We start from the raw sequence: 12,995 nt of genomic DNA, 5'->3' as shown, positions 1-12,995 counted from the left end.
TCCCGCAAAAAAAACAAACTGTTTTCGATATCACAATTGTACAATTATCCGCAAATATAACAACGAAGGTTGACGTATCCGCAGTCCACCCCCGAGAAGCCCCCGTATGGGTTTTGGAAACATTTGTCATCTATATTTGAAGGATTTATACCTCCTCAATTGTTTTATTCTTCTCAACTTGTGTCAATTGTGATAATGCAAAAATGTGCTATGTTATGCATGTGTTACCGTTTAGCGTATGAAACCTAGCACCTGGCACAAACACACTTCGAAAAATCTAATATTTATATTATCTTGTATTATAACCTCGTAAAGCTTAAATAAAATAATGCCTATGAAATTAACCCCCAAAGCAAAATTCTTAAAACTCAAATGTGGAGGATTCAGTTCATGACTCCCTGCACACCCGGTGTATACAACAAACACTGGTTAAATCATTTTAAACCAATTCATTCATGTTATGAAAAACAATTACCTACTTATTAGCTTATCGCTGCTATTCTTTCTGGCATGCTCAACAGCATTCGCTCAGCAAAGAACTGTAAGTGGTAAAGTAGTTGACCCTAATGGCACAGGATTTCCCGGTGTCAACGTAATTATTAAAGGGACTGCTACCGGTACCACTACCAATGCGGATGGCGAGTACAAAATCGCCGTTCCTGACAACAACACAGTGCTGGTTTATTCCTTCATTGGATATTCAGCTCAGGAAGTAACTGTTGGAAGCCGTTCTGTTCTGGACATCACACTGGCTGAAGACGTTACCCAACTTAGCGAAGTTGTTGTAACTGCCCTTGGTGTAGAAAGAAGTGTGAAAGCGCTTCAGTCATCGGTGACAACTGTGTCAGGTGACAATTTCACTCAGGCACGTGAAAATAACCTTGGTAATGCCCTTTCAGGAAGAATTGCTGGTGTAAACGTTAGCAAAATTTCTGGTGGTCCTGCCGGTTCTTCACGTATCGTTATCCGTGGTAACAAAACACTGGGTGGACAAAACCAGCCTTTGTATGTAATCGACGGTGTGCCAATGGACAACTCTGGCTTCGGTCAGGCTGGTCTTTGGGGTGGTCGTGACGAAGGAGATGGTCTTACCAGTATCAACCCTGATGACATCGAATCTATCACAGTGCTAAAAGGTGCCAGCGCCGCTGCCCTTTACGGCTCACGTGCTGGAAATGGTGTTATCAACGTAGTAACCAAAAAAGGTACCAAAAGAAAAGGTCTTGGTATTGAGTTCAACTCAAACTATGTGGCGGAAACTGCCATCAACCTGAGTGACCTTCAGAAAGAGTATGGCACTGGCAACTATGTTGATCAGTCCAATGATGGTATTCGTAATGGAGTTGCCACAAAGCCCAGAGATCCCCGTGAGGCGTTTGGGTGGGGTAATGTGGCCTGGGGACCTAAATTTGACGGTAGCCAGGTTTTGCAGTTCGATGGTGTGGCTCGCCCCTACTCTTATCAGGGAGACAACTGGAAGCGCTTCTATCAAACAGGCAATGCTCTTACTAATAGCATTTCGATCAGTGGTGGAAGTGACAAGCAGACTTTCAGATTGTCAGCAGCTGACCTGAGAAGCAATAGTATCATCCCTAATTCGGGGTACGACAGAACTAACCTTACTTTGTCTACAAGCTCGAAGTTTGCCGACAAGTTAACTGTTACATCAAAAATGATGTACACTCATGAAACGGCGCATAACCGTCCGGTACTTTCCGATTCACCAGGAAATGCTGTTCAGTCTATTTGGAGAACGCCAGGCAACGTCAATGTAGAAACCTACAAAGGTGATCCTAACAAGCTAGGGGCTATCCCCGAAGGCACAACTCAGGAGCAGTTGATCATTTATGGACAAGGAAGCGATGCAAATGCCAGAAGAGCAGGCCAGGAATTGCTACCTGCTGCTAACAACTGGGGACAGAACCCTTACTGGGCTACTGAGCAGTTCATCAACGACGATACGAGAGACCGTTTGATCGGATCTGGCGAGGTGCGCTATGACATTACCGACTGGTTGTACGCTTCTGGAAGTATCCAAATGGACTGGTATACCAGAAGAGACAAGTCATTGACTCCTCAGGGAACAGGCTACCAGCTGGGCGGATCCATGTCTGAAGGCGAGGATCGTGTGCGTGAAACCAACACTCAGTGGATATTGGGCGGAAGCAAAACTTTCAGCCAGTTTAGTGTTAATGCATTTGTTGGCGGTAACGTGATGCGCAGATCAAGCGAGAGAATCGCTGCCAACGGTAATGGCTTCAACGTGGACTTCTTCCCGGCTATTAACAACGCAGCTACGAGAAACTATGGTTATGGATTCTCTGAATCTGGCATCAATTCTATGTTTGGTTCAGCTGAGATCGGTTACAATGGTTACTTGTTCTTGACTGCGACTGCCAGAAACGACTGGTTCTCAGTATTGAATCCTGAGTACAACAGCATTTTGTATCCTTCTGTAGGTGCTAGCTTCGTATTCACTGATGCATTCACAGGAATGCCTAGCTGGTTGAGCTTTGGTAAAGCAAGAGCTTCGTGGGCACAAGTGGGTATCGTAAATATCAATCCTTACGCTGCGAACCTGACATATTCTCTGAATGGTAACTCTCACTTAGGGCGTACCATGGGAACATTCTCTTCAGCAGGTGGAAACAACGGAAATATTCCTAACCCTCAGCTACAGCCAGCGCTTTCTACTGAATTTGAAATAGGCTTCGATACGAAGTTCTTTGACAACAGATTTGGCGTTGATTTAGCTTATTACCATCAAACAACAACTGATGATATTTTGGGCGTCACCATCTCCCGTGCTTCAGGTTTTGGTTCTACCAACGTGAACGTTGGTGAGCTTCAGAACAAGGGTGTTGAACTTCTTTTGACTGGAACACCAGTAAGAGGAGAAGTGACATGGGATATTTCGGTGAACCTTGCTAAAAACGTCAACAAAGTGATAAACCTTGTAGACGGAGTGACAGAATTTACCCTGGAAGAACCCCGTACCAGAAACGTATTCATTAAGCATATCGTAGGTGAGCCCTTTGGCACCATCACTGGCCGTGTGCAGCAAATGAGCCCTACTGGTGAGCCTATTTTCCTTGCAGACGGCAGACCATTGGCGTCAACCACTTACGTTCCTATTGGCAATGGTTTGGCTGACTGGACAGGTGGTATCAACAACTCTGTTTCATGGAAAGGTGTTAACCTGAGCATGTTGATCGACATCAAACTAGGTGGTGACATCTTCTCTGGAACTAACAACCGTTTGACTCAGTGGGGATTACACCAGCAGTCGCTTATTGGTCGTGACGGTGAAAAGCCTCTACACATTAAGGGAGTTGTAAATACCGGAACATCTGATGCTCCAGTTTACACCCCAGTGGATAGAGATCTTACTCCGCATGAAGCCAACAGTTATTGGGGCTCAGTTGGTGGCGAAAGTACTGCCATCTCCAGCATGTTCCTGTACGACGCTTCTTTCATGAAGTTGAGACAATTAACTTTGGGCTACAGCTTGCCAAGAACAATGCTTGAGAATACTCCCTTCCAGAATGTGTCACTTTCTTTTGTGGGAAGAAACCTTGCTATTCTTTTCAAGAATATCGACAACGTAGATCCTGAATCTGCCTATTCAGCTAATGCTGGCGCACAGGGCCTTGAGTATTTTGCGATGCCTACTACTCGTAGCTACGGTGTCAACTTAAGAGTAGGATTCTAACCATTAAATAGCTAAGAAATGAAATACGTTAGAAATAAAATAAATAAGATCATCATCGCCTCTGCCGCAATATTTGTGTTCACGGCAAGCTGCGATACGGATGAATTGCATGAGTTGAATATCAACCCCCAGGCCCTGAATCAAGTAAACATGAATTATTTGTTTACTGCGGCTCAGCTTGGTTCTGCAGCGGGTGGTTCAGCTGGCGACAACAGGTATATTGACTGGAGAACAAACATTGGCCTTTGTGCGCATGCTATTCAGCAGCTGGCCAACGTTAGTGGCGGCATAGCTCCCGGTGACAAATACACTGACAACGTTGAATCCTACAACGCACCATGGGAGTTTATCTATGGCGATCAGCTAAAGAACCTGGCTGAGGTGCTAAGACAAACCGGCCCTGACGGGTTTGAGGCAGGTCAGAGAAAGAATATGCGTGAGGCAGCCAGAATCCTTCGTGCATTTAATTTCCACAGACTGACGGATTACTATGGAAACATCCCCTATTCCGATGCATTGGGAGGAATACAGGGAACTTTCCTTCCAACCTACGACGATCAGCAATCCATCTATTTAGATCTGCTGAAGGAGTTGGATGAGGCTACTGCTGCCTTGAGTGCTTCCAATCCTGACGAAGGTTTTGCGGCGGCCGATTTGTACTATAACGGCGACGTTACCAAGTGGAAGAAGTGGGGCTATTCTCTGATGCTTCGGTTGGCCATGCGTATCTCTAATGTGGACGCCACAACTGCTGCAACCTATGTAGGTAAGGCTGTTTCCGGTGGTGTTTTCACCAGCAACGACGACAACACATGGGTGCCCATGGATTTAGGCCCAAGTGAGTGGACTAACCAGAACGGTATTTCGAGAGCATTTGCTTCCGGTGACGGTGGTCAGCCATCCATTCTGAGCAAAACTTTTATTGACATGCTCAAGGGAGCAAATGCTGCAAGCACAGCAGATGATGATCCAAGACTTCTCATCTTTACTGATGGTGTTGGTGGGGATCAGGATCCACTGGTTCAGGAAGGTATGCCAAACGGACAAGATGGAGGTACCATAAGTGCTTATATTGGTGAGAAGTTTGGTGACCCTACTTTAAGTCCGAGTTCCGTTTTCTCTTCCATTAATGTAGCTCTGCTAGACGACAACGATCCATACATGCTGATGAACTATGCTGAGGTTGAGTTCTTGCTTGCCGAAGCAGCTGAGCGTGGAATTGGTGGAGTAACTGGTGCTGCTGGTCACTACAATGCTGGTGTGCGTGCTGCCATGCAAATGTATACTCCTTTTGCACAGGGCGACTCCGACGTTGAAGAGGCCCTTACTGTTACTGATGCCCAGGTGGACGCCTATCTTGCCGCCCACCCGTACACTGGTGGTGCAGCCGGTCTTGAAATGATTGGCAACCAAATGTGGGTCAGCAAGTTTTTCAACTGGTGGGAGGCCTGGTCGGATTGGAGAAGAACTGGATTTCCAGTGTTAGTTCCTGTCGACTATCAAGGCAATGTGACTGGTGGCACCATTCCAGTAAAACTGAGGCTTCCAACGCATGAAGTAGCTGTGAATGTGGATAATATTAATGCAGGTGCTACTTTGCCTGATCAGCCAACCACTAGGGTATGGTGGGATGTGAATTGATTTTCGATAACCATAAATCAAAAACATAGTGGAAAAGTCCCTGATTATTGTCGGGGACTTTTTTCATTTGTGGGTCAGTAGAAATTCATTTAACTTGATTGAATAATGAGAAAGCAATTCGGTCAGCTCTTTATCATTCTTTTGGTTGTTTCCACAGTCGCTTGCCTGGATCCTTTAGATCCTGCCGCTTCAGATTGTGAAAGGTCGGGACTGGCTATTTCCATTATTAACGTCACCTCCACAGATTGCGGCATACCAAACGGGAGGATTGAGGTATTTTCTTCAGGTGGCCTTGGCGATAAAAGCTATTTCTTAAACGATGGCCCGGCTCAAAAAACAGGTGTGTTTCATAGCTTGAGACCAGGCATCTATTCTGTCTCCGTGATGGACTCATTGTACTGTAGCAGAGCTGTGAGCGTGCATATCTCATCCGGAATTTCATTCAAAGAATCGATACAGCCCATCATCGAGAATAGCTGCATCATCAGCACTTGTCATGACGGGTCCGGTAGCATTAGCTTTAAGGTGTTTGCAAACATTAAAAAATCAGCAGCAGACATCAAGGGGCTCACTCAGGCACGGGTAATGCCAAAGGTTGGCAGCTTAACGAATGACGAAATTGAGCAAATAGCCTGCTGGGTAGATGACGGGGCGCTTTTCAATTAGTCCTGCAAACCCGATATTTTTCCACCTTATCACCTGCCGACCGAAACAATTTCACGGTATTCCTGTTTTACGGGAATGGATGTCAATCACCTCAACAACTTATTACTATTACTTTTTCTACTCATGGTAACCTCCTGTGATCAGGAAGCTGATGGAGTTGATAAAGATTGTAGCGGATCCGGACTGACATTGACATTACTTGGTTCGACCGACACTTCCTGCGGGGCCTCGGCCGGTGGGTTTGAGGTAGAGGCGTCTGGCGGTTTTGGAGGCTATCGTTACCAAATCGACGATGGAGCCTTTCAAAATAGCGGAGTCTTCAGTAGCGTAGCACCAGGAAAATACATCGTCGGCGTAGAGGATTCAGAGGGATGCTCCAGCACGCTGGACGTTCAAATTTTTTCCGGGATAAGCTTTTCAGCCTCGATCAAACCAATCATTGAGACCAACTGCGCCATTAGCGGTTGCCATGATGGCTCCGGGAACATCGACTATAATAATTTTGACAATATTAAGCTCAACCCATCGGACATCAAGTCACGCACGCAGTCTGGGGACATGCCTAGAAACGGAACACTTACTGCGGCCGAAATAGACATGATTGCCTGCTGGGTAGACGACGGAGCATTGAATAACTAATTCAGACTCAGCTCACTCCTTTTCAAACTATACTCCACTCCTGTCTTCTCATTGGTAAGCCGTAGCTCTCTGCCATACAACCACGCTTTCCACTCTGTTTTGTCATGTTCAAAAATGATTTTCCGGTGCCTTGTGTTGATCACCGCCAAACCACTTTCCCGGGTATCACCAGCAGCAACAATTGCATAGTTTCCCTGCTCGTCTATGCTGAAGACTGTCTGGTGTAGTCGTTCTACCTTGTTCCGGTTCCTTATTTTGTAAAGCTCCCACTCCCCTACAATGGTGCGCTCGAATTCTTCGAAGTCAGGTACCTCGCCAATTCGGGTAAATGACAACGTCACATTTCGGTCTCTGTTGTCTTTCCCTTTTAGTTTAAGGAGGTCTTTGTACCGAAATACCGACCAGGTGGAGTTGAACCATTCCAGGTCTGTGCTGTACATGACCAGCTTGTCTGACTGTAGCTTGTACACGCCCGTCAGGTCTCCTTTTACCCGGGAAACGGCAAAGCTTCTGTTGGCGTTGATTTCAAGAAAGATAGGGTTGAATGACTTTGCCAAAGCATCCTGCTCGTAGGTTTCAAGCTGCCAAAGACCTTCAATGTCTTGTATTTCATAGGCCTTCTGGCAGCCAGCGAATAAGGCGGAGCAGAGAAGTATCCATTTAGGTAAATTCCTTGCCATCTGATTTAAGTTAAGATAGTTTGTCTCTAAACGCAATATTTGCATACTACAGTGAATTGCCACTAATGATGCAGTATTTAACAACAATTAAGCAGTGAACCGATTTGTCGGCACTGCTATTCGGTTTTCAACGACTCCACAGGGTTGGACCTGGCTGCCTTCCAGGTGCTGTGACTCACTGTGAGTACTGACACAACCAGCAACAAAAAGGCGGGAATCACAACGAACTCCACTCCCATTTCGATGCGGAACGCATAGTTCTCCAGCCACTGTTGTCCACCCCAGATGACCAGCGGAACAGCCAGCACGCTGGCAATGAGCAACAGAACTAAGTATTCTTTAGAAAGCAAAGTCATTAGCTGACCAACCGAGGCACCTAACACCTTTCGGATACCGATTTCTTTGGTCTTGAGACTGGCGGAGAAAGAAACCAGGGCAAAAAGGCCCAGACAGCTAATGAAAATGGCCAGCACGGAGAATGCGGTAAAGAGCGTACCAAACTGCAGATCGGCCTGGTACTGGCGGTTGAAAGCATCGTCGAGGAAGAAGTATTCGAAGGGGTCGTTGGGAAAAGCGGCGTGATACGACGCTTCGATATGCTGTAGCGTCTCAGGAATGTTTGAGAGGTTTATTTTTATGGAGAGAAATACGCCAAACTCATTATCAAGCACAAATAAGATGGGCACATGTGGATCCCGCAGCGAACTCCAGTTAATATCCTTGATTACACCAACTATTCTGGTGGTGTCTCCTAAATCAAACCTTTTACCGAGCGCCTCCTGAGCCGAGCCGAGCCCGAATACTTTTACCGCTTCTTCATTAACAATAGCAGCCTTATAGGGCTTCATGTCTGCGCTAAACCCACCACCGGCTAAGAATTCAACGTTATAGATATCCGCAAAATCACTATCGGTAAAGACCATGTTGCCCAAATGTTCGTTGCTTTCCTCATCACCTATCAGCTGTATACCTACAGAATACTGATAGCCACGGCCAGGAATACTGCCGATAGCTGTAGCGCCCTCAACCGAGTGCTGGCCATTTACCAGCGATTTGAATAGTTGATATTTCGATTGAAGTGTAGTCCCCTCTTCTTTAATCGTTTTCAAAATAACCCTGGGCCCGTTAACAACTACTATTTTTTCCATGTCTACTCCCTTGTCAACATTCTTCATGAACACAATTTGCCTATATATCAACCAGGTGGCTGCGATAAGAAGCATGGATACAAAGAACTGAAATGTGATCAATCCCTTTCTTAATCCGAAGCCTCCTACCTGAACGATTTGACTGGATTTAAGCACGTGAGAAGGACGAAATGAAGAAAGTAGAAAGGCAGGATACAATCCTGACATACAAGACCCAGTTACAAGTACACCAAGACTCCAAATCCAGAATTTGGGTGTTTGAAGAACATCGAACAACAGTTGTTTGCCAACCAGTTGGCTCAATACAGGCATCAGGGCTCCCGCTATCACTAGAGACAAAATGCCAGCGAAGGTATTGAGCACTAAAGATTCGGTGAGGAACTGACCTATCAATTGTTTTCTATAGGCACCAATCGACTTTCTAATTCCAACCTCTTTGGCTCTTCGCATCGCTTTGGCTGTCGACATATTGATGTAGTTAACCCACGCCATCAAGAGAATAAAGGCAGCCACAATGGCGAAGAATTGGACGTTAAGTAATGCGCCATTGTTAGTCGCATTATCCCTCGCATAGTCTGACCTCAAATGAATATCGGCAACTGGCTGAAAACCAGTTTTCCAAACCTGCCCCAGTTTTTCCAACTCTTCCGCTGCGTAAGTGGCAATCATTTTGTCGAACTTGTCACTTAGGCTTTCCAAATCTGTTTGTTCGTGCACTTTTATGTAGGTAGCAAACATCGCCCACTCCCATCCATTATCTTCTTTGTATTGCGTGTAGTTGTCCATCTTCACCTCAATGGGCAGCAAAAAGTCAAACTGCAAATGTGAATTGACCGGCAAATCTTCGAGGACGCCGGTAACGGTATAGTTTCCGCTTAGCGCAGCACCACCGCCTACTATAAGCATTTTACCAATTGGGTCAGTGCCACCGAAATATTTATTGGCGATGCGCTTGGTAATAACCATGTTATAAGGCTCCGACAAAGCTTTGTCCTGGTTCCCGTATAGTAGCGGAAAATCAAACATTTGCAGGAAACCATGATCTACATACAAAATATTGTCCTCCTGGTGTCGCTCGTTGGTAGAGTCATTGATCATAATTAAACCAACGTCCTGAGGGTGAACCCTTACCATTTGCTGAACTTCAGGAATAGTTTGCAAGGCAGTAGGCCCAAGTGCTTGCTCTACAAACACATCTCGCCAAACTTGCTCTCCCCCCTCGAATGTCGTTTGAGTTAGCCGGTAAATGTTTTGGTAACCAGCGTAGCCTCGATCGTAGCTCATCTCAAAACTGATATACTGGTAAATCAGCAAGCAAACACCCATACCTACTGCCAGGCCGAGGATATTGATGGAAGAATAGACCTTGCTTCTACTTAGGGTTCGAAAGGCTATTTTGACATAGTGACTGAATATGACAATAGATGATTGAGAAGGTAGAGGTTTTTTTATCAAGAATCGCAAGGGCAGAACGGTAACGGTATCCCACAGGAATCTCAAATTGGCCCTACTCCTTCCCCATTCACTGGCTCTGTATTCGTACAGCTCCAAAAAGTCGCCCTTCAAATCTTGCCGACTGGGTGGACAGAACCTATCTAGCAACCAAAGCAATATTTTTGGTGGAGTTTTCAATTAGCCATTCGTTTTGGGAAACAATTGAAACACCCCTGCCGGTATGTCCTTCCATAGCTTCTGCCTGTCTTCCATGGCTTCCTTAAGCACCCGTTGCCCGCTGGCAGTCACCCGGAAGAATCGCTTGGGCTTCCCTCCCCTCACTTTCGTTGCCTCTCCGAGCCTCGACTCCAGGTAGCCTTTTTCTTCAAGGCGATAGAGTCCTGTATGCAAAGCACCCATACTCACTGATCTTTCCAGCCGCTTCTCTATTTCCATTTTGATGGCAAGCCCGTAGGCTTCTTCGCCCAATACCCCTATCGTCAGCATTACGATCTCCTCAAACTCCCCTAGGTTGTTACGTTTAGTCATTGGCTATTTGTATCTAATTGAAGGTAATATAGGAAGAAATGAAACACTAGCAATATATTACCTGCAAAAAGAAAGATTAACTGGCCCCACCCAATTGCTGTATGTCATTTCACAGGGTGACAATCCTCATGAGGTCTGCCCACTGGATTAACCATCTTGTATCGTCCAAATGATGAAAAGAAGTATGCGAAGAACTGATCTTATGATGATCGCAGTCCTGATGTTAACAGCGGGTTGTAACAACGACGCCGAAAAAGTGCAGCCTACCGTCGAACCCATTTCTGAATCTGTCTACGCTTCGGGAACAGTGAAAACCAGTGACCAATATCAGGCCTTTTCTTCGGTGAACGGAATTGTAGAAGACATATTTGTAGCAGAGGGTGACAAAGTGACCAAGGGAGCGCCACTGCTGAAAATATCCAATAAAGCCTCACTCCTCAATGTGAAAAACGCACAGCTTACTGCTGAGAATGCCAAATTGAGCGAAAACCAGCAAAAACTCGATGAGGCTAAAATGTCCCTGGACTTTGCAAAGGCAAAGCTAACCAATGACTCTTCGCTGCTGGCACGAAAGCAGCACTTGTGGGAACAGGATATCGGCACCAGGGTGGAGCTGGAGCAAGCCACTTTAGCTTACGAAAACGCTGTTGTGGCGTACCAGTCAGCCAAGACACGCTACGATGACCTCCAGCGTCAGCTGGCACTCAATGCCAGGCAGTCAAGCAATAACCTGCAAATAAGCAGCACACTGGCCGACGAGTACATCATAAAAAGTGAAATTGATGGAACGGTCTTCACCATTTCGAAAGAGGTTGGAGAGCTGGTCAGCGTGCAAAGTCCGGTGGCACTGCTGGGCGACGACAGCCAGTTTTACCTCGAACTTCAGGTAGATGAGTATGATATCGTTCGTATTGAAACTGGCCAGCAGGTCTTTGTGAGCATGGACAGCTACAAAGGCGAAGTATTTGAGGCAGTGGTCACCAGGGTAATCCCGGCGATGAACGAACGGAGTAAGTCCTTCACGGTCATGGCTGATTTCGTTTCCAAACCTCAGGTGCTTTACCCATTTCTGACCGCTGAAGCAAACATCGTGATCCAAACAAAAAAGGATGCCCTAACGATACCCCGGCAATACCTGGTGGATGAGTCATCTGTCTTGTTGGAAAACGGCGAAAAAAGGGCTGTGGTTACCGGATTAAAGGACTATGAGAAAGTGGAAATCATTAGTGGTTTATCGGCAGATGAGTACATTTTAATGCCAGAAAATTGAACTACAAGCTCATATCTTCAATTGCCCTCTCCCTCCTGCTGGCACGCTGGAAGCAAACATTGGTGGCTGCCGTTGGCGTCATGTTCAGCATCACCATGTTCATTGCCTTGCTCGGGTTTATGAATGGCCTCAACGACTTGCTTGACGGCCTCATTCTCAACAGAACGGCCCACGTACGCTTATATTCCGAAGTGAAGGTCAACCCCAATCAGCCAATTGATAGGGCGAATGGGTTTACGTCGGGCCATAATTTTGTCCGGTCGATTAAGCCGACCAATTCTCGTCAGGAGATATACAACAGCCAGGCTGTTTTACATGCCATCAGGCAGGATGAGCGGGTGCTTGGCGTGGCGCCCAAGGTAAGTGCTCCCCTCTTTTTTAACACTGGCACCATCGACATCACCGGGGTGGTCAACGGCATAGATGCGGAAGCTGAAAGTCGGCTTTTTCACTTCGCTGACTATGTAACCGAAGGTAGACCTGAGGACATTGCCAGCATTCCCAACAGTATCATTTTGGGCAAGGCTCTGGCCGACAAGCTCATGGCCGATATCGGCGACCTTATCTATGTCACCACCCCCGGAGGCGAAAGGTTTCCGTTGAAGGTGGTGGGCTACTTCCAATCCGGCATTCAGGAGTTTGACAAGACCCAAAGCTATGCTTCACTAAGCACCACCCAAAAACTCTTTGGCCGGGGTAAGTCATACATAACCGACATACAGGTGAAACTGAATGACCTGGAATGGGCACCGGCAGTGGCTAAGGAGTATCAGCGATTATTTCAGGTAGATGCGGAGGACATCCAAACGGCCAATTCACAGTTTGAAACGGGCAGCTTTGTGCGATCTCTTATTTCCTATGCCGTCGGCATTACGCTATTAATTGTTTCAGGTTTTGGGATTTACAATATCCTGAACATGATGATTTATGAGAAGATGGATTCCATTGCCATTTTAAAAGCTACTGGGTTTTCCGGCAAGGATGTGAACCGGATTTTCATTCTCATCGCCCTGAGCATAGGTGTCTCGGGAGGGCTTGCCGGCTTGCTCTTCGGGCTGCTGGCGTCAGTCGGGATCGATCATATTCCATTTAACACAGCTGCCCTGCCCACTATCACCACCTATCCGGTAAACTACGACCTGATTTACTATGGCATTGGTCTGGGCTTTTCCCTGGTCACCACTTACCTGGCGGGGCTCTTCCCTGCCAGCAAAGCCAGTCATATCGATCCGGTCATCATTATAAGAGGGAAATAG

Annotated in this window: 9 protein-coding genes; 6 read left to right on the top strand and 3 right to left on the bottom strand. The window is 46.4% G+C overall.

What is annotated here, in order from left to right:
- The first annotated feature begins 460 nt into the window (after positions 1-460).
- From RIG68_RS08920 to RIG68_RS08905, 4 genes are all read left to right on the top strand, one after another.
- A complete protein-coding gene (locus RIG68_RS08920) occupies positions 461-3,712 on the top strand; it encodes a SusC/RagA family TonB-linked outer membrane protein (RefSeq protein ID WP_350121289.1) in 3,252 nt (1,083 codons plus the stop codon).
- A gap of 18 nt (positions 3,713-3,730) precedes the next feature.
- Complete coding sequence (locus tag RIG68_RS08915) at positions 3,731-5,353, top strand: SusD/RagB family nutrient-binding outer membrane lipoprotein (RefSeq protein ID WP_350121286.1); 1,623 nt, start codon at positions 3,731-3,733, stop codon at positions 5,351-5,353.
- A gap of 105 nt (positions 5,354-5,458) precedes the next feature.
- Positions 5,459-6,019, top strand: coding sequence for a hypothetical protein (locus tag RIG68_RS08910; protein ID WP_350121283.1), 561 nt, complete (start codon positions 5,459-5,461; stop codon positions 6,017-6,019).
- Positions 6,020-6,142: 123 nt separating this feature from the next.
- Complete coding sequence (locus RIG68_RS08905; RefSeq protein WP_350121281.1) at positions 6,143-6,658, top strand: hypothetical protein; 516 nt, start codon at positions 6,143-6,145, stop codon at positions 6,656-6,658.
- On the opposite strand, the gene RIG68_RS08900 is transcribed toward RIG68_RS08905, so the two are convergent.
- The 3 genes from RIG68_RS08900 to RIG68_RS08890 form a co-directional block, all read right to left on the bottom strand.
- Complete coding sequence (locus tag RIG68_RS08900; RefSeq protein WP_350121278.1) at positions 6,655-7,338, bottom strand: hypothetical protein; 684 nt, start codon at positions 7,336-7,338, stop codon at positions 6,655-6,657. The genes RIG68_RS08905 and RIG68_RS08900 overlap by 4 nt on opposite strands.
- Before the next feature lie 116 nt (positions 7,339-7,454).
- Positions 7,455-10,118 carry an ABC transporter permease gene (locus RIG68_RS08895; RefSeq protein ID WP_350121275.1) on the bottom strand — a complete coding sequence of 888 codons (2,664 nt, stop codon included), beginning with the start codon at positions 10,116-10,118 and terminating at the stop codon, positions 7,455-7,457.
- Positions 10,119-10,469 (bottom strand): PadR family transcriptional regulator, encoded by a 351-nt coding sequence (locus RIG68_RS08890; protein ID WP_350121272.1) that lies wholly within the window; start codon positions 10,467-10,469, stop codon positions 10,119-10,121.
- Between the two features lie 184 nt (positions 10,470-10,653).
- On the opposite strand from RIG68_RS08890, the gene RIG68_RS08885 reads away from it, so the two are divergent.
- Both RIG68_RS08885 and RIG68_RS08880 read left to right on the top strand, forming a co-directional pair.
- Positions 10,654-11,739 (top strand): efflux RND transporter periplasmic adaptor subunit, encoded by a 1,086-nt coding sequence (locus RIG68_RS08885; RefSeq protein ID WP_350121270.1) that lies wholly within the window; start codon positions 10,654-10,656, stop codon positions 11,737-11,739.
- Positions 11,736-12,995 carry an ABC transporter permease gene (locus tag RIG68_RS08880; protein ID WP_350121267.1) on the top strand — a complete coding sequence of 420 codons (1,260 nt, stop codon included), beginning with the start codon at positions 11,736-11,738 and terminating at the stop codon, positions 12,993-12,995. Before RIG68_RS08885 ends, RIG68_RS08880 begins: the two co-directional genes overlap by 4 nt.

This window comes from Imperialibacter sp. (assembly GCF_040222385.1).
Taxonomy (GTDB): Bacteria; Bacteroidota; Bacteroidia; order Cytophagales; family Cyclobacteriaceae; genus Imperialibacter.
The sequence above is the reverse complement of the archived record's forward strand: the minus strand, read 5'-3'. Positions and strand labels throughout refer to the sequence as shown.